The organism is Sedimenticola thiotaurini, assembly GCF_001007875.1.
In the GTDB taxonomy this organism is placed as follows: Bacteria; Pseudomonadota; Gammaproteobacteria; order Chromatiales; family Chromatiaceae; genus Sedimenticola; species Sedimenticola thiotaurini.
This window is the reverse complement of the sequence record NZ_CP011412.1, coordinates 2928094-2952359: the sequence shown is the minus strand read 5'-3', so window position 1 is coordinate 2952359 and position 24266 is coordinate 2928094. Positions and strand designations below refer to the sequence as shown.

Genomic DNA, 24266 nt, shown 5'->3' with positions numbered 1-24266 from the left:
CCAAAAGACCGGGCAGCTGTCCCGCCCAACCGCCAGGGCAACCGGGGGCGACCCTGACGATTGACCGGTCGAGACAGATCAGACAAAGCGACTTCGACCCGCCGCAACCGGTCAGGCCCGCGACAGTCTCCTATTGATGCTTGGCGTAGCCAATGCGGATCAGCGCTTCGGTGATCTCGTCCAGGATGGCGGGATCATCGATCGTGGCCGGCATCTTGTAACTTTCACCATCGGCGATCTTTTTCATGGTGCCACGCAGGATCTTGCCGGAACGGGTCTTGGGCAGGCGATCCACCACCACCACTTTCTTGAACGCCGCCACCGGGCCGATTTTCTGACGAACCAGTGCGATCAGTTCACCAACGATCTCCTCTTCCGGCTGCTCCACTCCCGCCTTGAGCACCACCAGTCCGACCGGCAGTTCGCCCTTCAACTGGTCGGCGGCACCGATCACGCCACACTCGGCGACGGCTGGATGGGAGGCCAGCACCTCCTCCATGCCACCGGTGGAGAGCCGATGACCGGCGACATTGATGATGTCGTCGATGCGGCTCATGATCCACAGATAACCATCCTCGTCCTTGTAGCCGGCATCGCCGGTGAGATAGTAGCCTTCGGTTGCACTCAGGTAGGAGTCGAGGAAACGTTGATCATTCTGCCACAGGGTCGGCAGACAGCCCGGCGGCATGGGCAGCTTGATCATGATGCGTCCGATCTCCCCGGCCGCCTCTTCGTTACCATTCTCATCCAGGATACGCACGTCATAACCGGGCACACAGACGGTCGGGGAACCCGGTTTCACCGGCAGCTCTTCAATACCCAGGCAGTTGGCCGCAATACCCCAGCCGGTCTCGGTCTGCCACCAGTGGTCGATCACCGGTACGCCGAGCTGTTTCTGGGCCCACTCCAGGGTGTCCGGGTCACAGCGCTCGCCAGCCAGGAACAGCGCCTCGAAGCAGGACATGTCGTACTTTTTCAGGTATTCCGCCTCCGGGTCCTCGCGACGAATGGCGCGGAACGCGGTGGGCGCGGTGAACAGGGTCTTCACCTTGTGCTCTGAAATCACCCGCCAGAAGGCGCCCGGATCCGGAGTACCGATCGGCTTGCCCTCGTAGAGAATAGTGGTGGCACCCTGTAGCAGCGGCGCATAGACGATATAGGAGTGACCGACCACCCAGCCCACGTCGGAAGCGGCCCAGAACACATCACCCGGATCGACGTTATAGATGTTCTTCATGCTCCACTGCATGGCCACGGCATGGCCGCCGTTATCACGCACCACGCCCTTGGGCACACCGGTGGTACCGGAGGTGTACAGAATGTAGAGCGGATCAGTCGCCTCCACCGGCACACAGTCGGCCGGCTTTGCTGCAGCGGCGGCGCTTGCCCAATCCAGGTCGCGGCCTTCCTGCATGGTGGCGCTGACCTGGGGGCGCTGATAAATCACAGTGTGATCCGGCTTGTGGGTGGAGATATCGATCGCCTCATCCAGCAGCGGCTTGTATTCAATCACCCGGCTGCCCTCGATACCGCAGGAGGCGGAGACGATCACCTTCGGCTTGGCATCATCGATCCGGGTTGCCAGCTCCTTGGAGGCGAATCCGCCGAACACCACCGAGTGGATCGCGCCCAGCCGGGCGCAGGCCAGCATGGCAATAGCCGCCTCGGGAATCATGGGCATGTAGACGATGACCCGATCACCCTTGGTCACACCCTGGTCACGCAACACACCGGCAAACTGCGCCACGGCATCGCGCAGTTCAGCAAAAGTGTAGGTCTTCTGACTCTGGGTTACCGGACTGTCATAGATCAGCGCAGCCTGGTCGGCCCGCCCGTTCTCCACATGACGATCGAGCGCGTTGTAGCAGGTGTTCAGTTCGCCGCCGGCGAACCAACGATAAAACGGTTTACGGCTATCATCCAGAACCTTGCTCCACGGCTTGTACCAGTCGATAGCAGCGGCTTGCTCCCCCCAGAAACCCTCCGGATCTTCCATTGAACGTGCATAGATCTCTTCGTAGCTCATAAGTCTCTTCCACAGTTGGTGGTAAATACTCAGTCTGAGATCGCCCCAGACCATGCCGATGTGTTAATTGTTTCGCATAGATTACGTTTGCGTAAAGGAAAAATAAACAGCCAAGTGCTTATTTCAAAGGATTTTTTAAAAAAAACCGGATCTTTTAAGGCAATCCCTAACAACTGCGAATATATTTGCAGCCAGCCTTTTTCAATGTGAATTATGAGAATCGGAAATCGGCACCGGTTCCCCTTGTAAAACCTCCCCGGCAGAAACCCGAAACCCGACGCTGCATCAAGCGTACTGCCGAAATATAGCAAAGATAGCCATCACCTGAATCCTTCTATCTGACGCTGCGCCGCACAAACTCACGGCACCCGCAGAGCCTCCAGATCACCGACCTCGCCCAGGCAAGGATGAGTGCCTTTGACCGAATGGCACCGGCCATCTCACCCGGGCGTTCCAACCAGACAGATCAGCCGGCCCTGGAGGCATAGCCGACTCACTCCTCCGGACGCTGCAGTATCAGACTGACACGCCGGTTGCGCGCCCGTCCCTCAGGCGTACTGTTGTCCGCCAATGGCCGGGTATCGGCATAACCCACGGCTCGCATACGCTCGGCGGGAATGCCCTGGGTCAACAGAAAACGTAACACCCCGGTGGCCCGCTGCGAAGAGAGCTCCCAGTTGGACGGGAACTGGGCATTGGCGATCGGCGTGGGATCGGTGTGCCCCTCGATGGACAGGCTGTGGTCACTGGCCACCATCAACAGGGGGATCAGCTTTTCCAGCACCGCCCGCCCCGCTTCTGTCAGTTCCGCCTGGCCCAGCTCAAACAGGATCCGTTCGTTGATCTGCAGGTTGACCTGGGTGGCCGAAACCTGGACATCCACCGCCTCCTGCAGCCCCTGGTCGAGCAGGGCATCGCGGTACTGCTCCTGCAGCTGTTGTGTTGCCGTATCGACAGCCGGATCCCCGGGGACATCGGCCTCGGGTTGTGGCGCCTCCGGGGCGGCGGTCTGCGTCACTGCCTGGTTTGTGTTGGGTGTACTGGAGAGCGCCCGGGCCAGCGCTTCATACTCATCAGCCGAATAACTGGAGTAGGCGAGCAGCACCACGAACAGGCACAGCATCAGGGTCATCACATCCAGGTAGATGATCAACCAGCCACCGTCTGATTCATCCGGCAGTGGCTCATCCTCCCATCGGGGTGGTGGCGGCAGATGGGGACGCCGGCGATCCATCAGCGCGCTCTCCCGTCCCCGGCCGCCACGCCATCGTTCTCCGCCTCGACCCGCTGTTCAATCTCCTCCAGGGAGGGGGAGTGGATCTCGTCTTCGTACTGAGCCACAAAGGAGTTGAGGGTCTCCCGGATGAAGCTCGGATTGCGCTTCTGCCCCAGCATACTGATCCCCTCCAGCACCATGTACATGAGCATGACCCGCTGCTCAGTGCGCCGCTCCAGCTTGATCGCCACCGGCTTCAACAACAGATTGGCCAGAATGATGCCATACAGGGTGGTGGTCAGGGCGATACCCAGATTCAGGCCCACCACCCGGAAATCGGCGCTATCCATCGACTGCAACATATTGACCAGGCCGAGCAGGGTACCGGCCATGCCAAAGGCGGGAGCGAAGGCCGCCATGGAGCGGAACACCTGGGCCTCGCCCCACTCCTGGCGCCGCAGTTTGAAAATACGCCACTTCAGCAGGGCATCGATATCACTGGGCGGGGTACGGTCGATCACCAGCTGGATGCCGGTGCGCAGAAACGGGTTGTTGATGCGAGTCAGCGCATCCTCTATGGCAGAGAGCCGGCCATGACCGAGCAGAATGGATACCCGTACAATCTCTTCAATCTCCCGATCCACCGGCAACTCATGGTGTCGCCAGATGAGCCGAAAGCTGCGGTAGACCTGGCGCAACTCTTTCATGGGGTAGCTGATAAAGGTGGCGGCAATGGTTCCGCCGATCACGATCAGCAGCCCCGGCAGATTAAGAAACACCCCGGGTTCATCTGCCGACAGCAGCACGGAAAACACGATCAACAGCATGCCGGTGGCAATACCCACCAGGGTGGAGCTGTTGAGATCCTTACGCGGCGGTAACAACGCCATGTGACATCCCCTTGGCGAAAATCCAGTTCGATTATGGAGGCACCCGGGTTGACCTGAAACGATCCGCAACCGCCCATATGAACAGCGCATCGCCATGCGCCTGCGTCAACCTGACCCTGTTTTCCACTCCCTCGGCCCAGTGCCCCGACCAACTATAGTGCCTATTTAAAACGGATGCCATGCATGCCGGGGATCGCGCAACCTGGAAATATCTGTTTTACTTAAACCAATCGCCCCGTTCAGTCCGCCAGCGGTCAACCACGGGGTGGTCGTGATTATTGGCCATAATGGAGGATGCAGTAATGACATTGAATGATGTATTACGGAACAAGCCTGATGGCGTCATCACCGTCCCTGCCAGCACGGACTTGCTGGAGGCGATCCATACCATGTGCGACCGCAAGGTGGGCGCCCTGCTGGTTAAAAGCGAGGATGACAAGCTGCTCGGCATTGCCACTGAGCGGGATATTCTGCGTTACTGCTCCGCCAACAAGGGCCAGTTGCAGGGGGCCGTGGTGAATGACGCCATGACCCGCAAACTGGTAGTCGCCACCCCCTCTACCAGCGTGGATGAGGCGATGACCCTGATGACCCAACACCACTTCAGACACCTGCCGGTACTGGAAGATGAGGTTCCGATCGGCATGATCTCCATTGGGGATCTGGTGAAGGCTCAACTGACCGATATCACTGTCGAGGCCACTTACCTGCGGGAATACATCAACTACTGCTGATCTGTACCCGGTAATTTCTCGCTGTGGGCGAATCCTCGCCCGCAGCCCACCAACAGCAACTACTAAGGCTATGCAAATCAACACTTTCCGAATCGGGGCACTGCTGCTGTCGCTGCTTTTTTTGCCCCTGTCAGCGCCCATCCAGGCGGCTGGACAGCAGTTTTTCAAAAGCTATTTCGATGCCCTGCCGGTGTTCTGGCAGCGCATCTACCCGGAGGGTGGACGAACCCTCTACTGCGATGACAAGTTCGGCGCCTACCACGGTCGCGGCATTAACATCGAGCACGTTTTTCCCATGGCCTGGGTGATGCGCGAAGAGGGCTGCCGCAGCCGTAAGCAGTGTCGCCAGACCAGCCAGCGCTTCAATCGCATCGAGTCTGACATGCACAATCTCTATCCGTCCCGGTCCGATATCAACCGGGTGCGCAGCAGTTTTCCTTTTGGCGAAATAGCCGGCGAGAAGCGTGAATTCGGGCGTTGCGACTTCGAGTTTCACTCCCGTCAGCGAGTGGTTGAACCGCGCCCGGCCAGTCGCGGCAACATCGCCCGTGCCCTGTTTTATATGCATGACACTTACGGCCTGAAACTCTACCGGCGGCAGGCGACCCTGATGAAAAAATGGCACCGGGAAGATCCGCCGGATGCCGAAGAGCGCCGACGCAACGAGCTGATCGCCAAGCATCAGGGAACCCGCAACCGGTTTATCGATAACCCCGGCGCCGTCGATACATTGAAGTTTTAAGCGCCCCGCAGGATGGCCTACTCCCGGCCCAGCAGATCCTCCAGTTGCGCCAGTACCGGGGCGGGATCGCAGTAGTCGTAGGTCAGGCGTTGATGCCGGCCCCGCTGCTCCAGGATCAGGGAGGGAAACCCATCCGCGCCGATTGACCGACCCAGCGCCATCTCCTGCTCCAGCTGCTGCTGGGTGGCCGGTGCATTCAGATCCCGGGTAAATCGCTCCCCATCCAGGCCAATTTCGCCGGCCAGTCCGATCAGGGTGGCGTCGTCCGAGGGGTTCATGGCGTGCAGGTAGTAGGCCTGCTGGATGGCCAGAATCATCGCCGCCTCAGCTGCCCCATCCTGTTGGCGCGCCGCAATCACCGCGCGACAGGCCGGGTAGGTGGAGCGGCGTGGCTGGCAACGGCTCCAGAAATCAAAGTTGAAGCGGGTGCCCGGCACCCGCTGTTCAATAGTGTGCCAGGTGTTCTGCAGATAGGTCTGCATCTGGCGCGGCATGGGTTGATCACTGTCCGGTGCCAGCCCGCCCAGCAACCGCACCAGCGTCACCCCTAGCGGCAAGGCCTGAAAAATCTGCGTCGCCACCGGTCGAAAAGCCCAGCACCAGGAGCACATGGGATCATGGACATAGTAAAGTCTAGGGGTCATAGGTCACCGGGCAGTCTCATCAACGACGCTCTTCTCCCATCGCAACACTTCCGCACGACTGATCTTTCCCAAGGGGACATAGAGAGTCATCTTACCGCCGTAGAGCCGCTGCTCCAGCTCCATCCGGTTGTTGTTCAGCCCCATCAGAATACCCCGCTGGGGCTCATCCCGATCGCTGGCATACAGTCGTGCATGGCTTCCGACATAGCGACCCAACTGCTCCACCGGGGTTTCCATAAAACGGGCCCGCGGGCGGGCGGGTGGCGGTGATACCGAGCTGGCCGCCTGTGGTGCCTCTCCGGTGGCGCCCGATGTCACCTGGTCCAGCAGTTCGGTGAACGGTTTGTCTCTCTTCGGCAGGCTGAAACTGAGATCGGTGACCGGCTGATCATTCACGCTCAGACCTATCCCCAGCTGCCTGACCAGCTCCTGTGGCTGATACTGTTGCAAACGGGCCGGACTGAAGCTCTTGTCGGGGACAGCGGTAAGCAGTAGTTCACCGGGCCGGCTGACCAGCTGCCGCAGCGCTTTGCGCAGTCCCTCTCCCGGCACAAAACCCAACTGCTTGCCGAGCTCGGGGGGACGGACCGCAAACAACTGCTCGATAAACGCGGCGGGTGCCAGGCCGGACTCTTTGGCACAATAGTTGACCGCGCCCCGCATATAGTCGGGATCAATTCGATACAGCAACGAAAAACGTTCCATCTGCGGCATTTTCGCTCCATTCATACCCACCAGGCCGGCCAGGGTGGTCTCCACGCTCAAAGCGGCCAGACCATCCTGATAATAGCCCATCTGCAGGGTCAGCTCCCCGGAGCGCCGGTCAAGGTCGTAGCGCAGCCGAACATCGGCCATCCGCTGACGGAATCCCAGACGTTCAATCTCGGTCTGCCAGATCAGACCACCCAGGGTGCAGAGATCGGGCGGGGAACTGCTGCCAGCCGGATGCCAGTAGTCCAGGTAACCACCCAACAGCGGTGTGCTCATGCGACGGATCTGGAGCTGCGCTCTCTCCGGTGGCTGATCCGGTTTGAAGCCAGTCAGCAGACTGAGCAGAAACCCCGGCCCATCACCCTTTAACTCCACCTGCTCGACCTGGATACCGACCAGTGCTTCCCGGGGGGTCAGGGTAATGCCGTTGACCGCCACGCTGCCAGCGGCCAGGCTGGAGCCGATGCCGTCATACTCAAGGGAGGCAAAGGGTGCCACTATGGCACCCAGACGATCCATCTGATTCTTGACCTGGTAGTAGACCGCCCCTTTCAGGGCGCCATATGCCACCAGGCCCACTACACCGGAGATCAACAAAAGCCGTTTCAATTTCACTGGTCATCCCTCTTCAGCATGCTACCCTGGTTCAGGGGCGATCTTCCGGACGTCGCGCCAGAAACGCCTTGCCCTGAGCCATCAGATCGACAAAGCCCTGTTCATCCCCATCCAGTACCCGGCCCGCCACCTGGGTGACGGCATTCAGCAGAGTCACCAGGGCACGGGGGCTGTGGGCATTGAGAGACTGGATCTCAAAGTAGAGATAGGGGTTCTCCTCCGCCACCCGGCTGGCCACATCCATCTGTGCATCAAAAGTACTGCTGGAGAGTGTCGCCAGCGCCTCCACCTGCTCACCGCTCTGGGACAGGGCATTGAAAAAGGCGATATTGACAGCGTGGGAGAGTCCCAGCACGTAGGCCATGGCCCGGTCATGACCATCCAGCGACATGTTCACCTGCTCCACCATGGTGGAGGCGAACAGCTCCTGCACCACTGCCGTGGCCTGGGGATCTCCCAGGTCGACGAACACCACATTGCGCCCGGACAGCAGCTCCGTATCGGGGCCGAACATGGGGTGGATGGAGGTGACATGGCAGCCGGCCGCCCGCAATTTTTGCAGCGCCCCCGCCAACGGCCCCTTGAGGGAGCTGATATCAAACACCGTGCCACTCGGCTGGCGTTCGGCCAGCTGTTCCAGCACATCCACTGTTTGATGGATCGGTGCGGCCACCACGATCAGGTCGTGGGTCAGGGGCGACTCGGCCAGGGAAGGGAAGCGGACATGGGTGGAACGGGCCGGTTGGGGATCACAGATCTCCACGCTGTAGCCCTGGGCATCGAGAAAGCGGACAAACCACTGTCCCATCTGACCGGAACCGCCAATCACCAGCGCCCGCTTGCCGCTGCCCACGCCCTGGGAAGTGACCTTGTCCAGCTCCTGGGCCGCCAGCGAGGCGCGAATCAGCAGCCGGAACATCTCCTCACCGACATCCTCATCCAGTCCGACCCGCCTGGCGGTACGGCGAGCCAGCTCCAGCACCTCCTTTTCCCGTGCATAGTCCCGGGTGCCCCGTCCGGCGGAGGATTTGACCCGACCGATCTCGGCCACGATCGCCTGGCGGCGCGCCACCATCTCCAGCAGCTCAACATCCAACCGGGAGAGTTGCTCCCGCAACGCCTGTAGATCTTTCATACTGCCCTTACCTGTCCGACACCACCGGATGCTGTGCCCACAACCGGCGTCTGATTAGTACAAATTTCTCGCAAAGCGGCCCGTAAAGCAAAGTGGGCCACCCATTCAATGACCACAATCACATGACACTCCGCCGGCAACCGAGGGCCCGGCCAATCCCCTGTGCCCGAGGACCCCTGCCAGCCCAACCATGCCGTGCCCCGGAGCTCATTCCGGCCGGGGCACGGTCAGAATCTCACCGCCGCTGATGTACTCCCGGGCACCCAGTCGACCGAGCGGGTCCAGACGATCGGCATGGATCTTGAGCCGCCCGCAGGAATCCTGTTCAGCCACACCGTCTTCGATATAGAGATGGGTCAAACGGCCAAAAATCAGCGCCTGGGGCACCGGTCCCAGCTCCATCACCTGGTACAGCTCGCAGGCCATGGCCAGACGGCAGTCCGCCAGCCGGGGCAACCGGGAGCCGGGGAACTCCGTCAGCGCCAGGCCCAGCCGATCCACCTCCGATTCACCCGCCGGCAGGGTCGCGGAACTGGCGTTCAGGGGATCGAGCTGATCACTGCTGGCGATATGCACCACGAAGGCGTTGCGTGCCTCGATATTGGCCCGGGTATCCTTGGGCGTACCGTCCGGTTTCCTGCCCAGGGAGAGCATGATCAGCGGCGGTTCACTACAGACCGCGTTGAAGTAGGAGAACGGGGCCAGGTTATAGTCACCCGCCGGGTTCTCGGACAACACCCAGGCAATGGGCCGGGGAATAATCGCCTGGGTCATGGCGAAATAGGTATCTGAAGCGCTCAGGGTATCGAGGTCAATAATCATTACGACAATCCAGACTGATCAGGGGGACATACATCTCGTCAGGTGACAGACCGCCATGCACACCGACATGACTCAGGGGTTGTTCACCGGGCAGTTCACTGGTAATCACATAATTCTCTTGCATGGCCAGGGCGTAGTGGCCGATCCGGTCCCGCAGGCGCGGATGGGCCTTGCCCAGCCCGAATCGTCCTTCACGCAACAGCTGTTCACTGTGGAACAGGGTGGCCACATCGCTCAACTCCTCCTTCACATAGCGCTCAAACTGGTCCGTGCGATCCGGATGTACGTAACAGAATGGCAGTCGGGGTTCACCACACAGGGGCATCATCAGGGCGTCCGCCAGCTCGGGATGATCGGCGGCCCGCAGGGTCCTTGCCGGGGTGGTGTCGATAAAGCCGTGGTCCGCCGTCACCAGCAGCTGGGTATCGCTACCCCGCAGCCGTTCCAGCAGTTGAGCAAAGCCCTGGTCCAGTTCAGACAGATGTTGCGCCACTGCCGCGCTCGCCACCCCGTGCTCATGGGAGAGGCTGTCGAACTGGGGCCAGTAGGCGTAAATGAAATTGCGCTCCTTACCCGTATCCACCGCGGCACGGATACCCTTGAACAGGCCCTGCACACCACTCCGGTGAGGATAGGGACGCACCCGGCCCCGTCCGGTGAAGGCCTGGTTGAAGGTGCTGCCGGCAATCCAGTCCGGAATCACCAGATGGCTCTGTGCCGTCAGCCGGTCGTAGATGGGGGGCACGTTGGTCAGTTGCCGGGGATTCAACACCTGTCCGTCTACTGGCATGCGTCCCAACCGGGTGGAGTAGGGCAGCACGGTCAGAACGGCACCCACCTCGGCAAAATAGGTGAACCAGCCGGTCAGGCCGTGTTGCTGGGGCGGCAGTCCGGTCAGGAAAGTGGGGATTGCCGTGGTGGTGGTGGATGGACAGACCGAAGTCAGTGAATCCACGCAGTGGCTGAACAGCACACTCTGCGGCGCATACTCCTTGAGGTGATGATAGCCCAGGCCATCCACCACCAGCAGCACCAGATTGCGCACCCGGCCCAGCCGCTCACCATCCAGTTGGGTAAGCGGCTGGTAGCCGGTCTCCCAGCCCCCCATTGCCAGGGCAATGGAGGACATGAGATTGGCAATACTGCCACCATGATAATCAGGGAAAACCATGGCTCAGGCAGCGATCTCCACCAGTTCCAGCTCAAAAGTCAGCGCCTTACCCGCCAACGGATGGTTGCCATCCAGGGTCACACTGTTTTCCGCCAGCTCGCTCACCACCAGGCGGAACACCTGTCCGTCCGGTCCCTGGGCCTGCAGCTGCACACCGATGGCCAGCTCGATATCTGCCGGGATCTGTGCCCGATCCACTTCCTGCACCAGCTCGGGCTGATGTTCCCCGTAGGCCTGTTCAGGAGGAATCTGTACGGTTTTGGTTTCGCCCACGGTCATGTCAGCGAGGGCCTGCTCGAAACCGGGTATAACCTGCCCCTCGCCCAGCGTAAACTCCAACGGCTCACGGCCTGCAGAGGAATCAAACTGGGTACCGTCCTCGAGAGTTCCGGTGTAGTGAACTTTGACCGTCTGGCCTGGTTGAGGTGTAGACATGGGTTGTCTCCTTAATGTTTGCGTCATTGTAAAGGGGCAGGCTAGCAACGCCTGCCGGTCCGCCTTGAAAGATTGTTACCACGCGGTCATACACCGCCGGGCCGGTTTTCACATATACCCTTCCCTGCCCAGGCAATTGGCCGGACATGGAGAGGCGCCGCTAAAGTGCGGTCTATGCAAATCCCACCCTGACAGGGCACAAACAGGGTCAACAACCCGGTGTTCCCGACTATGTTGGGGGACAAAGCCGTTTTATCATGGCATGATTTCCGCCCCAATGCCCACCCGAAGCTGTTATGGCACTCAGAAAATCGAAAAAGGCCTCCCGCAACCAGGCCATCCTGCGCTACAAAAAACAGCGCCAACGAAACCTGCTGGCGACACCCGGACCGCACCGGTTTGCCCTGGTACTGGATCATCTGAAGGCTGGTTTCAATGTCCCGAAGATCTTCCGCAGTGCCGAGGCGTTTGGCGCCCGGGAGATACACCTGATCGATATCGGCATGTTTGATCCGGCCCCGGGCAAGGGCTCATTCAAGAAAGTGCCGGCCCGCTTCTATGAGCAGTTCGAGCAGAGCTATGCCGAGCTGAAATCACGGGGCTACCAGCTGTTTATTCTGGAGGCAGGCAGCGGAGAGTCCCTGTTTCAGGCCAAGCTACCGGAGAAGTGCGCCTTTGTACTCGGCCACGAGGAGCGGGGCATCAGCTTTGATCCGGCCGACTATCCGGATATCGGACGCCTGAGCATCCCGCAGTTTGGCCAGGTGGAGAGCCTCAATGTGAGCATTGCCGCCTCTATCGTCATGTACGAGTATGTCCGTCAGCACGGCGACCCTGCGGCGGCGGTCACGCCACCCGCAGTCGGGGACAGCCTGCGCAGAAAGGGCAAACGGGATTAACGGTCAGTTGCTGCGGGCCGGCCGGAAGATCACCACCGCTCCGGGCATGTCGCCGCCATTGGCGATCGGGTAAGCGGAGTACTCCACCGCCAGACGATAACCCTCGCCGTGCCAGAACACGCCATCTTCAACATGGGCCTGGCGGCCCTGGTGATAGGCGCCGTAGAGCGGCGACTCATCCTCCGGATAGGGGGTCTCGTCCGCCCGGGTGTGCTGAACCAGATCATGGAACTTGGCTCCGGTCAGCTCTTCCCGGGTGTAGCCAAGCATCTCCAGCGCGGCCGAATTGGCAAAGGTGCAGCGTCCCAGGCCATTGAGTCCACAGATACCATCTCCGGCCGATTCCAGCAGCAGTTGCAACTGGTGATGCAGGTGTTTCAGCTCCCGGGCGGTCTCTTTCTGGGCCGTTACGTCCAGCCCGATACCACCCACCATCTCGGTTTCACCGGTTTGACCAACAATGGGAAACCGTATCATCTGCCACTGGCTGGGCCGTTCGCCCCAGGGGTGAACCTCCGTGCTCTCCACCACCCGTCCCGACTCCAACGCCATGCGTTCATCCTGCGCCCAGGTGGAGAGATCCCGGTCCGGCCAGATCTCCGCCGCGCTGCGGCCCAGCACCGCCGCCTCGTTCAAATGGTTGGTCCGTTCCCAGGCCGGATTGACGAACAGGAACTGTCCGGCGGCGGACTTCATATAGGCGATGCCGGGCAGGTGTTTCATAAAGGCCGCGAAGCGTTCATTCACTTCACGGATCTCACCGGTACGCAACCGTACCTGACGCCGCAGCACCATCACACCGCCGGCCAGCAGCAGCAACAGCAACAGCAGTAACAGCAGCACCCAACGCAGCCACTCGGGGATTTCCGTCTTGTCCTTGTCCCGGAACCAGCGTTCCTGGGCCTGGTAAAAAGCAGATGAGCGATCACCTTTCATGCGGGTCAAATGGTAATCGAGCCGCTGAATCAGCTTGGCATTGGGGATCTGGCCTTTCAGCGGCGACAGGGCGATACGGATCTCAGAGGGGTTAAAAATCACCGAGGATTTGATCAGGGGATACTGCTTGAATCCGGCCAAGTCAAACGTGCGTGGCACCAGTCCCGCGTCCACCGGGCCATGATCCACCCAGGCCAGCACCGATTCGTAGTCCCCCACCTCGAGAAACCGTACACGGATATCAAAACGGGCCGCCAACTCCTTGAGGTCGGCAAAATGGGGATCACTGGAGAGCGCCACTACCGTCTTGTTTGCCAGGTCCAGGGGCGACTTGATCACATCCTTGCCGGCCATGACGATCTGGCCCCAGTTCACATAGAGGCTCTCCCGGTTATAGTCGAGCCGGCGCTGTTTGGCCTCGCTGGATGAGATCGGGGTCAGCATGTCGATCTCCCCCAGAGACAGCAGGTTGTTGCACTCATCCCAGCTGCAGGGGACATACTCCAGATCCCAACCCTCTTCGACTGCCATCAGGTCCAGCAGATCCACCACAAAGCCCTGAACTCCGCCCTGATCATCGACCAGCGAGAGAGGAGGTTTATCGTGAATCCCAACCCGAACCACTTCCGCTACTGCCGGGCTACTGGTGTTGACAACCAGAAACAGCAGTAGCAAATACCTTATTAGCGACATATTTCTTATGCTTTATTAGCTGACCGCGACAGAAGATAAAGTGTATCCCTTTCCGACTCCATAATGGATTATTTTCTTGTGACAGGTCAAACAAACTCCCTTTTCCGGAACACTTTTTCCTTTAACAACAACAATTAACCGCCTTTCACAGCCACTGTCTCCACTTCGGCGCCAGCGCGTCCTATAATAGCCGGTTCCGTCTACTTGGCTACTGAGCGCTCCATGAACCGACCCGAAGACCGAATCGCACAACTCCACTCCCTGCTGCAACAGCGCATTCTGCTCCTGGATGGCGCCATGGGCACAATGATCCAGCGCCACGATCCCCAGGAGTCGGACTATCGGGGCGAACGTTTTGCCGACTGGCCCTGCGATCTGAAAGGCAACAATGACCTGCTCTCCATCACCCAGCCGGAGTTGATCGGGGGCATCCACCGGGCCTATCTGGAGGCCGGTGCGGACATAATCGAAACCAACACTTTTGGTGCCAATCGCATCTCTCTGGCGGACTATCAGATGGAGTCCCTGAGCCAGGAGATAAATAGCGCCGCCGCCCGGCTGGCCCGGCAAGCGGCTGATGCGCTCAGCACCCCGGAGCATCCGCGCTTTGTGGCCGGAATACTGGGCCCGACCAACCGCACCTGCTCCCTCTCCCCGGATGTCAACGATCCCGGCTTCCGCAACATCACTTTCGATGACCTGGTAACTGCCTATGCAGAAGCGACCCGGGGGCTGATCGAGGGGGGCAGTGACATCATCCTGATCGAGACCATCTTCGATACCCTGAATGCCAAGGCAGCCATCTTTGCCGTTGAGCAGGTGTATGAGGAGGACGGAGTGCGGCTGCCGGTAATGATCTCCGGCACCATCACGGACGCCTCCGGGCGCACCCTCTCCGGCCAGACCACCGAGGCGTTCTACAACGCTCTGCGCCATGCCCGCCCTCTTTCCATCGGCCTCAATTGCGCCCTGGGGCCGGACCAGTTGCGCCAGTATGTGGAGGAGCTGTCCCGCATCTCGGAGACCCACGTATCGGCCCACCCCAACGCCGGGCTGCCGAACGAGTTCGGCCAGTATGACCTGGGGCCCGATGAGATGGCCCAACAGATCCGCGAGTGGGCCACCAGCGGCTTCCTGAACATCGTCGGCGGCTGCTGTGGCACCACACCGGAGCATATCCGCGCCATGGCAGCGGCGATCAACGGCCTGCCACCGCGCCAGTTGCCGGAGATTGAACGGGCCTGCCGGCTGTCCGGCCTGGAGCCCCAGACCATCACCCGGGACAGCCTGTTCGTGAATGTGGGCGAGCGGGCCAATGTCACCGGCTCCATCAAGTTCAAGCGGCTGATCATGGAAGAGCAGTACGACACGGCGCTGGAGATCTGCCGTCAGCAGGTGGAGAACGGCGCCCAGATCATCGACGTCAACATGGACGAGGCGATGCTCGACTCGAAGGCGGCGATGATCCGCTTCCTCAACCTGATCGCCACCGAACCGGACATCGCCAAGGTGCCGATCATGGTGGACTCCTCCAAGTGGGAGGTGCTGGAAGCGGGTCTCAAGTGTATCCAGGGCAAGGGGGTGGTGAACTCTATCTCCATGAAAGAGGGGGAGGAGAACTTCCTGCGCCAGGCCACCCTGATTCGACGCTATGGCGCCGCCGCCGTGGTGATGGCCTTCGACGAAGAGGGGCAGGCAGATACCCTGGAGCGCAAAGTGAGCATCTGTACCCGCGCCTACCGTCTGCTGACCGAACAGGTGGGCTTTCCACCGGAAGATATTATTTTCGATCCCAATGTGTTCGCCGTCGCCACCGGCATCGAGGAGCACAACAACTACGGCGTCGACTTTATCGAGGCGACCCGGCAGATTACCGCCACCCTGCCCTACGCCCTGGTCTCCGGTGGCATCTCCAACGTCTCCTTCTCGTTCCGGGGTAACAACCCGGTGCGTGAAGCGATCCATGCGGTGTTCCTCTATCACGCTATCCGGGCCGGTCTCACCATGGGCATTGTCAATGCCGGACAGCTGGCCATCTACGACGACCTGCCGGCGGAGCTGCGGGAACGGGTCGAGGATGTGATCCTGAATCGCCGTCCTGACGGCACTGAACGGCTGCTGGAGATCGCTGAGAAATACCGGGGCGATGGTGCCGTGGCGGAACAGAAAGAGGATCTGGCCTGGCGTGGCTGGCCGGTGGCTAAGCGCCTGGAGCACGCCCTGGTGAAGGGCATTACCGAGTATATCGAAGAGGATACCGAGGCGGCCCGCCAGGAGGTGGAACGCTCGCTGGAGGTGATTGAAGGGCCCCTGATGGACGGCATGAACCGGGTCGGCGATCTGTTTGGCGCCGGCAAGATGTTCCTGCCCCAGGTGGTTAAATCAGCCCGGGTCATGAAGCGGGCGGTTGCCTATCTGGAGCCCTTTCTGCAGTCGGAGAAAAGCGTCGAAAACAGTCAGCCGGTGGGTCGCATTCTGCTCGCCACGGTGAAAGGAGATGTGCATGACATCGGCAAGAACATTGTCGGCGTGGTCCTGCAATGCAACAGCTATGAGGTGATCGATCTGGGTGTCATGGTGCCGGCCGAGACCATTTTGCAGAAGGCGGCGGAACACCAGGTTGACATTATCGGCCTGTCCGGTCTGATCACCCCCTCCCTGGAGGAGATGGCCCATATCGCCCGGGAGATGGAGCGGCTGGGGATGCGCATCCCGCTGCTGATCGGCGGCGCCACCACCTCTCTGATCCACACCGCGGTGAAGATCCATCCGCGCTACAGCGGCCCTTCGATCTACGTACCGGACGCCTCCCGCGCCGTGGGTGTGGCCAGCAACCTGCTCTCCAGCGATCGGCGGGACGCCTATATCAGCCAGGTAGAGAGCGAGTACGCCGACGCCCAGGCCCGCCGCACCAGCCAGCAGGAGAACCGCAACCTGATCCCCCTGGCGGAGGCACGGGCCAACCGGATACCGATCGACTGGAACAGCTACCAGCCACCGGTTCCGGCCAACACCGGCATTCACCTGCTGGAGGATATCGACCTGGCCAGCCTGGTGCCCCTGATCGACTGGACCTTCTTCTTCCACGCCTGGGAACTGCGGGGCAGCTACCCGAAAATCCTGCAGGATGAGCACAAGGGCGAGGAGGCGCGCAAGCTGTTTGCCGACGCCCAGGCGATGCTGAACCAGATCATCGAGCAGAAATGGCTGCAGGCCAATGCAGTGATCGGCATCCTGCCGGCCAGCAGCCATGGCGATGATGTCACGGTCTACCAGGACGAGGCACGCACCGAAGTCGCCGCCCGCTTCCATTTCCTGCGCAAGCAGGGCAAACAGCCGGCGGGTCGCTACAACGACTGCCTGGCCGATTTTATCGCCCCGCAGGAGAGCGGCGTGAAAGACTATATCGGCGGCTTTGCCTGCAGTGCCGGCATCGGTATCGATCAGAAGGTGGCGGAGTTCGAGGCGGCCCACGACGACTACAGCGCCATCATGCTCAAGGCGCTGGCCGACCGGCTGGCCGAAGCGCTGGCGGAACTGCTCCATCTGCGGGTAAGGCGGGAATTCTGGGGCTATGCGGCCGATGAGGCGCTGGAGACCCGGGAGCTGCTCAAGGAGCGCTACCAGGGCATTCGACCCGCCATCGGTTATCCGGCCACCCCGGATCACACCGAAAAGCGCACCCTGTGGAACTTGCTCGACGTGGAGGAGCAGGCCGGCATCTGGCTGACTGAATCGATGGCCATGGTACCCACCGCGGCAGTCAGCGGTCTCTACTTCAGCCACCCGGAGGCACGCTATTTTGCCGTCGGCAAGCTGGCCCGGGACCAGGTAGCGGACTACGCCGAACGCAAACAGATGACGCTGGACGAAGTGGAACGCTGGCTGGCGCCCAATCTCGGTTACGACCCGGAGGTCGCCTCAACTTGATCAATCAGCCCGAATCGGGCTGGGACAAAACCGTCCCGTTAAGCGCTGCCAGGCGGGTGGAACGACCTGCCACACGCCCACCTGAGACAGCTCCGCAAACGAACCCCGTTCGGCCCGGATTACACTAACAAACTGGAGGTTGACGTACCGCAGGAAGGGCAATAGATTCAAGGGCCAAAACAAGAGTGACCTGACCCCTGAGGAGGAACCATGCTGAAAGTCGGCGATCCCGCGCCGGATTTTGCCCTGCCCAACGCGGACCTGGAAAAATCCGAGCTCAGTGACTATCTGGGCAAGCGCAATCTGGTGCTCTATTTTTACCCCAAAGACAACACACCCGGCTGTACCATCGAGGCGCTGGAGTTCTCCGACCTGATGGATGAGTTCCAGTCACTGGATACGGATATCCTGGGTGTCAGCATGGACAACTGCCTCAGCCATGGGGACTTCCGGGACAACAACGGCCTGACCATCGGGCTGCTGGCCGATATCGACGGCACGCTGTGCCAGGACTATCACGTCTGGGCGGAAAAGGAGGCCCATGGGGAGAAGCGCATGGTGATTGTGCGCTCCACCTTCGTGATTGACAAACAGGGCATCATCCGCCACGCCCTTTACGACGTAAAACCGAAAGGCCACGCCCGTGCCGTGCTGGAACTGGTGAAGGCGCTCTAGACAGCCGCTTCCGAACGCCAGGGATGGCTTGAATCATTCGGTTTCCCCGGCAAACCCCAGACGCTCAAACAACCCCTTCAGCTCCCCATCGGGAGCAGCCGCAATGGAGAGATCCACCCCGCTGTAGGGGTGCCGGAACTCCAACCCGGTAGCCATCAGCAGCAGCCGATAGATCCCGAACTGCTCCCGGAACAGCTGGTTATGCCGCCCGTCACCGTGGGTGGTATCCCCGACAATCGGGTGGAAGATGTGCTTCATATGTTTACGGATCTGATGCATGCGCCCGGTGGCCGGACGTACTTCCAGCAACGAGTAACGGGCCGTGGCATAGCGCCCCACGGCGATCGGCAACTCCACGGTAGCCAGCCGGCGATAACCGGTCACTGCCGCCTGAGCGGGCTTATGCGGCTCCTCCCGCAGGGGATAATCGATCAGCGCCGCCTGATCCGTATAACCCCGCACCACCGCCAGGTAGCGCTTCTCCACCTGGCGCTGCTCAAACAGCTGCACCAGGCGCCGTGCTGCATCGGAATCAAGAGCAAACACCAGCACTCCGGAAGTGGGCCGGTCCAGCCGATGCACCGGGTAGACCCGGCGGCCGATCTGATCACGCAGCAGCTGAAGGACAAAGCGGTTGTCCTCCGAGATACGGGTCCGATGCACCAGCAGCCCGGCCGGTTTATCCACCGCGATGTAGTGTTCATCCTGGTACAGGATCGTCAGCTCACCCATCGGCGCATCATGCCACACTTTGCGGATCACAACGGCATGGGTTAATGTGCCGGGAACGGCATCCGCTTGGCCAGACAACGTGAAATTCCGCACCCAGATACTGCTGTTCTTTTTTGCCCTCGCCCTGACTCCGTTGCTGATTGCAGTGGTGATCAATCTGCCATTGGTGCTGGAGCGCATGGACCTGTTTTATCAGAAGGCCCATCTGCAGAACCTGCGTGCCGATTTCCGCGACCTGGATCAGCATCTGGCCAGCCGTCACGAAATGGTCCGCCTGCTGGCCAAATTACCCGAGCCGGGCGCGGTACTGGGGAACCAGAAGGAAAACGACAACGAGCAGAATATCGATCTGGCCCGCACCCGTTATATCCAGTGGATCAACCAGATCCTCCATGAACAGCTGGATATCGTGCAGATCGTGTTTCTCGACACCCAGGGCGATGAGCGGTTCTGGCTCGACCGGGATCCGGATGATCAGTCCTGGCAACCCACGGTAAAACGTCCCGGCCGCGCACCGAAGGCCCTGATCGAGGCCGCCCTGCAGGCCGAACCGGGCCGGGTGCTGGTCAGCGCCCTCAGCCTCAACCCGGATGCCGGCGCCCTGGACCCACGCCGTTTCATGACCCTGCGTCTGCTGACCCCGATCATCAACCGGGAGAACGGTGCCATCATCGGCGTGGTGATGCTGAATATCGACGTGGGTGGTATCGCCCGCTTCTACCGGGATACCCTGTGGGTCAACAATGACGGCGAGTTCCTGGAGATACCGGCCCCCGGCGCACCCAGTGGTGACGCCTTCACCCGTTACCCGGGACTGGAGTCACTGTTTGCACAGGAGAAACCGGCACTCTGGAAAGGCAGCGGCGAGCAGATCATGTGGGTACCCATGTTCCGTACCGAACAGTCCGGGGCACTGTGGGTAGGCAGGCTGGTCGATCCCTCTCCCATCGCCGAGTTCCGCAACGCCCTCACCCTGCGGGTATTGAGCATCGTGTTCCTGCTGACCCTGGGCACCTGGCTCGCCTCCCGTTGGCTGGCCAAGCGGGCGGAGCGCCTGAGCCGGGAGTTGACAGAGGGTATTCAGCAGATCCTGGAGCAGGAGAAGCCGGTGCGCTTCAACTGGAAGGGTCCCCGGGAGCTGAAACGGTTGGGCAGCAATCTCTCCCGGCTGGCCGAGGAGCATGTGCAGAACTCCCGTAACCTGCGCGCCCATGCCCGGGAGCTGGAGGCGTCCAACCGCTATAAATCCCAGTTTCTCGCCAATATCAGTCACGAGTTGAAGACACCGCTCAACTCCATCCTGCTGCTCTCCAAACTGCTGGCCAACGCCAGACAGGGGTTGAGCGAGGAGCAGCTCAAACAGGCGCGGGTGATCCATGAGGCGGGCAGTGACTTGCAGGCGCTGATCGACAATATCCTGGATCTGTCCCGCATCGAGGCGCGCCGTACCCCACTGCACGTGGAAACCGTCCACTTGGCGCCGCTGCTGCACAGCCTGGTGGAGCTGGTCCAGCCCCAGTTCGATGCCAAGGGGCTGGCGCTGCGTCTGGAGATCGCCGGCAATGCCCCCGGTCAGCTCATCAGCGACCCGGAAAAACTGCGCCAGATCCTCAAGAACTTCCTCTCCAACGCGGTCAAGTTCACCGCATCCGGCGAGGTCCTGATCCGGGCCGAGCCGGCGGATCCAAGCGCCGGTGAAACCTACTCCCTGCAGATCAGCGTCACCGACCAGGGCATCGGCATTCCCGCGGAAAAACAGGCTGAGATATTTGAGGCGTTCAAGCAGGCCGATGGCGCCACCAACCGCCGCTATGGCGGTACCGGCCTGGGACTCACCATCAGCCGACAGCTGGCCCGGCTGCTGGGTGGCGAGATCCGTCTGCACAGCAACCCGGGGGAGGGCAGCCGGTTCACCCTGCTGCTGCCGGCCGCACTGGATTCCAACCAGCCCGTTTCGCCACCGCCGGAGACGACCACCCAGCGGGACGAGACGGCGGCAGTGGCATCGTCGGATCGGATCGACTGCTATCTGGGCCGCCATTCAATCCTGGTGGTGGACGCCAACCTGCACAACCTGCTGCAGCTGACGCCTCTGCTGGAACAGGCCGGTCTCAGGGTCACGGCGGCTGAAGATGCCACCGAGGCGGCGGAACTGCTGGCGGATGAACCATTCGCCCTGGTATTGATTGACATCACTCTACCCTGCGCAGAGTGCTGTGATACGATAAAAAGCATCAAACAGGCCCAGTCGGTGCCGGTAATCGCCATACTTGCCGATGCGGACCCGGAGATTGAGGCCGCCTGCCGGGCCGCCGGTGCGGACGCCCTGATCCGACGCCCGTTCGATGGCAACCAGTTACACCGGCTGTTGAGGCAGTACCTGGCCGCAGACAGTAGATGATGCATAATTGGCAGGAGAGACAGTTTCCAGCGCTACAGGCCGCCCGCCGGTATACCACACAGGGATGTATCCCATGAAAAATTGGCAGAAGAGAGATTTTTCACGGCCGCAGACCGCCCGCCAGGGTAGGACGCAGAAGGGGGTTGCCGGGGGATGGGCCGCATGAACCGCTACAGCGGCTTTACTCTCCTGGCCGTGGATGACCATGAGCACAACCTGTTCACCCTGCGCACCCTGTTGCAGCAGCATATGGATGTGACCATCCTGGAGGCCACCTCCGGCCAACAGGCGCTGGACATTGCCCTGGGCGACGCCCATATCGACCTGATTATCCTGGATATCCAGATGCCGGAGATGGACGGCTTCCAGACCGCCTCCATGCTGAAGATTCGCAAAAAGACCCGGGATATTCCCATCATCTTCCTTACCGCCGCCTTCAAGACCCAGGAGTTTCAGCAGAAGGGCTATGAAGTAGGCGCAGTGGATTATCTGCTAAAACCGATCGACGACAACCAACTGATCAACAAGATCAGCACCTATTTCCGGCTGATCGAAAAAGAGCGCGACCTGAATCGGGAACTGGAACGGAAGGTTGCGGAACGCACAGCGGAGCTGGCCCAGGCCAAACAGCACCTGGAAAATATCATCAACTATATGGGTGAGGCGCTGCTGGTATTGAGCCCGGAAGGCAAGATCCGCGAAGTCAACCCGGCCCTGCGACGCATGCTCGGCTACAGCGATGAGGCGCTGCTGGGGATGGGTATCGGGGATATCTTTGAAGAGGAGGGGGACGAACAGGCCGGCGCCTTTATGGGCACCTGGCTGGAGGCTTTGATCCGGGTCGGCGCATTGAAGCAGATCGAAGCCCGCTTCATCGGCCACGACGGACGACGTATCCCGATCCTGTTCTCCCGCACAGCGATCAAGGACGACCAGGGAGAGATCTCCCATATTCTCTGTATCGCCAAGGACATGAGCGGCTACGTTCGCCAGGATACGGAGACCACGGATGGGCGGTCTCCCGGCAGCGGCATGCACCTTGAGTAGTAACTGGAGTTAATCATGAGTGACCAAAACAACTTCGACCTGGAAAATGAAGACACCACGCTGACGGCCAACGCCCTGAAAGCGATGGCCCATCCGCTGCGCTGGAAAATCCTCTGTTCGCTGGGCGATGATGAACTGTCGGTGGGAGAGATTGTAGAGCGCACCGGGACTTCACAGAGCAACATCTCGCAACACCTGGAGCAGCTCCGCAACAAGCATATCGTGGTCTCCCGGAAGGAGGCCAACCGCATCTATTACCGGATTCGCAACGGCCAGTTGCTGACTCTGATCGGCACCATGCGTACCGTGCTCTGTCCGGCCAACCTGGATGAACGCCGCCCGCCTGAAAAGGACTAGATTGGACTCCCCCAGACCGGGCATTTTTACCGCCAATCCGGTATTCTTGGCCGGATGACACCCGAGCAATTTTATCAACACCAGCTGCAGCAGGAAAACGTGCTGCCGGACCCGCAACAGGCAGCGGTGGTGGCGGAACTCCAGGCCCTCTACGACCGCTTGATCCAGCCCCCCGCACCGGCCCCTGAGCCGGACCTGCTACGACGCCTGCTGATGCGGAAAGCCACTCCGGTACGCCAACCGGTCACCGGTCTCTACCTGTGGGGAGGCGTCGGTCGGGGCAAGACCTGGCTGGTGGATCTGTTTTTCAACCGACTGCCGTTTAAAGACAAGTTGCGGGTCCATTTTCACCACTTCATGCGGGATACCCACGAAGCCCTGGCCCGACGCAAGGGGGTCAAGGATCCGCTCGACCAGGTAGCCGAATCCCTCGCTGCCCGCACCCGGATACTCTGCCTGGACGAGTTTATCGTCACCGACATCGGTGATGCCATGATCCTGGCCCGACTCCTCACCTCTCTGTTCAATCGGGGCGTCACCCTGGTCACCACTTCCAATACGGAACCGGATAATCTGTACCGCAACGGTCTGCAACGGGCCAGCTTCCTGCCGGCCATTGCGCTGATCAAACAGCACACCCGGGTGATCCATCTGGACAGCAGCACCGATTACCGGCTGCGCTATCTGCAACAGGCGACGGTCTACCACACGCCGCTGGCACCGGAGGTGGATGGACGACTCTGTGAAGAGTTTGAACGTCTGGCCCCGGAACCGGGCCAGGAGGGCGGCAGCATCTCCCTGTACGGACGGGAGATTCCGGTCCGGCGGGTGGCTGACGACCTGATCTGGTTCGACTTTTTCGCTATCTGCGGCGACCAGCGCAGCCAAGCCGACTACCTGGAACTGGCGCGCTGTTATCACACCGTCATTATCTCGGACATCCCGACCCTGACCAGCCAGTTGGATGACGCCGCACGACGCTTCGTGTTCCTGGTGGATGAGTTCTACGACCGACGGGTAAAACTGATAATCAGTGCGGCGAGCGGCCCGCTGCAACTCTACCAGGGGGAGCGGTTGCGTGCCGAATTTGAGCGCGCCGTCAGCCGCCTGCAGGAGATGCAATCTATTGAGTATCTATCACGGGAGCACCAGGCATGAGCAATGAAATCATCGACTTACAGTCCCGCCTCGCATTTCAGGAAGACGCCATTCAGGAGCTCAACCTGACGGTCTGCCAACTACAAAACCAACTCAACACCCTGCAACTGGCGATCCGGGAGCTGCATAAACAGATGCAGAATCTGGCGCCACCGGACGGCACTGGCACCAGCGCCACCGAAATCCCGCCGCACTACTGATTTGGTTCCGCACCAGCTTCCGACCTGCCACAGCTGTCCGCATAACAGCCGCGCTCCGGGTTGCCACCCGGAGCACGTCCGCCCTTGAACACGCCGT

At 60.6% G+C, this 24266-nt stretch carries 21 protein-coding genes; 10 read left to right on the top strand and 11 right to left on the bottom strand.

What is annotated here, in order from left to right; all coding sequences use genetic code 11:
- Window positions 1–130 precede the first annotated feature (130 nt).
- From AAY24_RS13525 to AAY24_RS13515, 3 genes are all read right to left on the bottom strand, one after another.
- Window positions 131–2026: a propionyl-CoA synthetase gene (locus AAY24_RS13525; RefSeq protein WP_046860142.1), complete on the bottom strand. Its 1896-nt coding sequence runs from the start codon at window positions 2024–2026 to the stop codon at window positions 131–133.
- Window positions 2027–2519: 493 nt separating this feature from the next.
- A complete protein-coding gene (locus AAY24_RS13520) occupies window positions 2520–3260 on the bottom strand; it encodes an OmpA/MotB family protein (protein WP_046860141.1) in 741 nt (246 codons plus the stop codon).
- A complete protein-coding gene (locus AAY24_RS13515; RefSeq protein WP_046860140.1) occupies window positions 3260–4132 on the bottom strand; it encodes a motility protein A in 873 nt (290 codons plus the stop codon). The genes AAY24_RS13520 and AAY24_RS13515 overlap by 1 nt, the downstream gene beginning before the upstream one ends.
- A gap of 302 nt (window positions 4133–4434) precedes the next feature.
- Here AAY24_RS13515 and AAY24_RS13510 point away from each other — a divergent pair, with 302 nt between their 5' ends.
- The gene (locus AAY24_RS13510) at window positions 4435–4866 is read left to right on the top strand and encodes a CBS domain-containing protein (RefSeq protein ID WP_046860139.1); all 432 of its coding nucleotides are present in this window, start codon (window positions 4435–4437) and stop codon (window positions 4864–4866) included.
- A gap of 70 nt (window positions 4867–4936) precedes the next feature.
- The gene (locus AAY24_RS13505) at window positions 4937–5608 is read left to right on the top strand and encodes an endonuclease I family protein (protein WP_046860138.1); all 672 of its coding nucleotides are present in this window, start codon (window positions 4937–4939) and stop codon (window positions 5606–5608) included.
- 17 nt (window positions 5609–5625) lie between these two features.
- Here the strand turns inward: AAY24_RS13505 and AAY24_RS13500 are convergent, their stop codons facing one another.
- The 6 genes from AAY24_RS13500 to AAY24_RS13475 form a co-directional block, all read right to left on the bottom strand.
- Window positions 5626–6252, bottom strand: a complete 627-nt coding sequence (locus AAY24_RS13500; RefSeq protein WP_046860137.1) for a DsbA family protein — start codon at window positions 6250–6252, stop codon at window positions 5626–5628.
- Window positions 6253–6255: 3 nt separating this feature from the next.
- Window positions 6256–7578, bottom strand: coding sequence for a hypothetical protein (locus AAY24_RS13495; RefSeq protein ID WP_046860136.1), 1323 nt, complete (start codon window positions 7576–7578; stop codon window positions 6256–6258).
- A 31-nt stretch (window positions 7579–7609) separates the two neighbouring features.
- Window positions 7610–8713 carry a bifunctional chorismate mutase/prephenate dehydrogenase gene (locus AAY24_RS13490; RefSeq protein ID WP_046860135.1) on the bottom strand — a complete coding sequence of 368 codons (1104 nt, stop codon included), beginning with the start codon at window positions 8711–8713 and terminating at the stop codon, window positions 7610–7612.
- A 207-nt stretch (window positions 8714–8920) separates the two neighbouring features.
- Complete coding sequence (locus AAY24_RS13485) at window positions 8921–9535, bottom strand: flavin reductase family protein (RefSeq protein ID WP_046860134.1); 615 nt, start codon at window positions 9533–9535, stop codon at window positions 8921–8923.
- Complete coding sequence (locus tag AAY24_RS13480; RefSeq protein WP_046860133.1) at window positions 9525–10706, bottom strand: alkaline phosphatase family protein; 1182 nt, start codon at window positions 10704–10706, stop codon at window positions 9525–9527. The genes AAY24_RS13485 and AAY24_RS13480 overlap by 11 nt, the downstream gene beginning before the upstream one ends.
- Before the next feature lie 3 nt (window positions 10707–10709).
- Window positions 10710–11141, bottom strand: coding sequence for an FKBP-type peptidyl-prolyl cis-trans isomerase (locus tag AAY24_RS13475; RefSeq protein ID WP_046860132.1), 432 nt, complete (start codon window positions 11139–11141; stop codon window positions 10710–10712).
- Window positions 11142–11437: 296 nt separating this feature from the next.
- Between AAY24_RS13475 and AAY24_RS13470 the strand changes: the two genes are divergently transcribed.
- The gene (locus AAY24_RS13470; RefSeq protein ID WP_046860131.1) at window positions 11438–12040 is read left to right on the top strand and encodes a TrmH family RNA methyltransferase; all 603 of its coding nucleotides are present in this window, start codon (window positions 11438–11440) and stop codon (window positions 12038–12040) included.
- 3 nt (window positions 12041–12043) lie between these two features.
- Here AAY24_RS13470 and AAY24_RS13465 read toward each other — a convergent pair whose 3' ends face one another.
- Window positions 12044–13669, bottom strand: a complete 1626-nt coding sequence (locus AAY24_RS13465) for a PAS domain-containing protein (RefSeq protein WP_082117150.1) — start codon at window positions 13667–13669, stop codon at window positions 12044–12046.
- Window positions 13670–13891: 222 nt separating this feature from the next.
- On the opposite strand from AAY24_RS13465, the gene metH reads away from it, so the two are divergent.
- Together metH and AAY24_RS13455 are read left to right on the top strand one after the other, a co-directional pair.
- The gene (gene metH, locus AAY24_RS13460; RefSeq protein ID WP_046860129.1) at window positions 13892–17599 is read left to right on the top strand and encodes a methionine synthase; all 3708 of its coding nucleotides are present in this window, start codon (window positions 13892–13894) and stop codon (window positions 17597–17599) included.
- A gap of 210 nt (window positions 17600–17809) precedes the next feature.
- A complete protein-coding gene (locus AAY24_RS13455) occupies window positions 17810–18274 on the top strand; it encodes a peroxiredoxin (protein ID WP_046860128.1) in 465 nt (154 codons plus the stop codon).
- Between the two features lie 33 nt (window positions 18275–18307).
- On the opposite strand, the gene AAY24_RS13450 is transcribed toward AAY24_RS13455, so the two are convergent.
- Window positions 18308–19084 carry a pseudouridine synthase gene (locus AAY24_RS13450; protein WP_335337174.1) on the bottom strand — a complete coding sequence of 259 codons (777 nt, stop codon included), beginning with the start codon at window positions 19082–19084 and terminating at the stop codon, window positions 18308–18310.
- Window position 19085: 1 nt separating this feature from the next.
- On the opposite strand from AAY24_RS13450, the gene AAY24_RS13445 reads away from it, so the two are divergent.
- The 5 genes from AAY24_RS13445 to AAY24_RS13425 all read left to right on the top strand — a co-directional run bounded on the left by AAY24_RS13445 (window position 19086) and on the right by AAY24_RS13425 (window position 24169).
- A complete protein-coding gene (locus AAY24_RS13445) occupies window positions 19086–21407 on the top strand; it encodes a hybrid sensor histidine kinase/response regulator (RefSeq protein WP_046860127.1) in 2322 nt (773 codons plus the stop codon).
- A gap of 162 nt (window positions 21408–21569) precedes the next feature.
- Window positions 21570–22454 carry a response regulator gene (locus tag AAY24_RS13440; protein WP_046861310.1) on the top strand — a complete coding sequence of 295 codons (885 nt, stop codon included), beginning with the start codon at window positions 21570–21572 and terminating at the stop codon, window positions 22452–22454.
- Window positions 22455–22469: 15 nt separating this feature from the next.
- Window positions 22470–22811 (top strand): ArsR/SmtB family transcription factor, encoded by a 342-nt coding sequence (locus tag AAY24_RS13435; RefSeq protein ID WP_046860126.1) that lies wholly within the window; start codon window positions 22470–22472, stop codon window positions 22809–22811.
- Between the two features lie 54 nt (window positions 22812–22865).
- Window positions 22866–23969 (top strand): cell division protein ZapE, encoded by a 1104-nt coding sequence (gene zapE, locus AAY24_RS13430; protein WP_046860125.1) that lies wholly within the window; start codon window positions 22866–22868, stop codon window positions 23967–23969.
- Window positions 23966–24169, top strand: coding sequence for a SlyX family protein (locus AAY24_RS13425; RefSeq protein ID WP_046860124.1), 204 nt, complete (start codon window positions 23966–23968; stop codon window positions 24167–24169). The genes zapE and AAY24_RS13425 overlap by 4 nt, the downstream gene beginning before the upstream one ends.
- Window positions 24170–24266 lie beyond the last annotated feature (97 nt).

Bases quoted from the DNA above. Each gene is read 5' to 3' on its own strand.
- AAY24_RS13525 (WP_046860142.1), bottom strand. From the start codon at position 2,026: ATGAGCTACGAAGAGATCTATGCACGTTCAATGGAAGATCCGGAGGGT.
- AAY24_RS13520 (WP_046860141.1), bottom strand. From the start codon at position 3,260: ATGGATCGCCGGCGTCCCCATCTGCCGCCACCACCCCGATGGGAGGAT.
- AAY24_RS13515 (WP_046860140.1), bottom strand. From the start codon at position 4,132: ATGGCGTTGTTACCGCCGCGTAAGGATCTCAACAGCTCCACCCTGGTG.
- AAY24_RS13510 (WP_046860139.1), top strand. From the start codon at position 4,435: ATGACATTGAATGATGTATTACGGAACAAGCCTGATGGCGTCATCACC.
- AAY24_RS13505 (WP_046860138.1), top strand. From the start codon at position 4,937: ATGCAAATCAACACTTTCCGAATCGGGGCACTGCTGCTGTCGCTGCTT.
- AAY24_RS13500 (WP_046860137.1), bottom strand. From the start codon at position 6,252: ATGACCCCTAGACTTTACTATGTCCATGATCCCATGTGCTCCTGGTGC.
- AAY24_RS13490 (WP_046860135.1), bottom strand. From the start codon at position 8,713: ATGAAAGATCTACAGGCGTTGCGGGAGCAACTCTCCCGGTTGGATGTT.
- AAY24_RS13485 (WP_046860134.1), bottom strand. From the start codon at position 9,535: ATGATTATTGACCTCGATACCCTGAGCGCTTCAGATACCTATTTCGCC.
- AAY24_RS13480 (WP_046860133.1), bottom strand. From the start codon at position 10,706: ATGGTTTTCCCTGATTATCATGGTGGCAGTATTGCCAATCTCATGTCC.
- AAY24_RS13475 (WP_046860132.1), bottom strand. From the start codon at position 11,141: ATGTCTACACCTCAACCAGGCCAGACGGTCAAAGTTCACTACACCGGA.
- AAY24_RS13470 (WP_046860131.1), top strand. From the start codon at position 11,438: ATGGCACTCAGAAAATCGAAAAAGGCCTCCCGCAACCAGGCCATCCTG.
- AAY24_RS13465 (WP_082117150.1), bottom strand. From the start codon at position 13,669: ATGTCGCTAATAAGGTATTTGCTACTGCTGTTTCTGGTTGTCAACACC.
- metH (WP_046860129.1), top strand. From the start codon at position 13,892: ATGAACCGACCCGAAGACCGAATCGCACAACTCCACTCCCTGCTGCAA.
- AAY24_RS13455 (WP_046860128.1), top strand. From the start codon at position 17,810: ATGCTGAAAGTCGGCGATCCCGCGCCGGATTTTGCCCTGCCCAACGCG.
- AAY24_RS13440 (WP_046861310.1), top strand. From the start codon at position 21,570: ATGAACCGCTACAGCGGCTTTACTCTCCTGGCCGTGGATGACCATGAG.
- AAY24_RS13435 (WP_046860126.1), top strand. From the start codon at position 22,470: ATGAGTGACCAAAACAACTTCGACCTGGAAAATGAAGACACCACGCTG.
- zapE (WP_046860125.1), top strand. From the start codon at position 22,866: ATGACACCCGAGCAATTTTATCAACACCAGCTGCAGCAGGAAAACGTG.
- AAY24_RS13425 (WP_046860124.1), top strand. From the start codon at position 23,966: ATGAGCAATGAAATCATCGACTTACAGTCCCGCCTCGCATTTCAGGAA.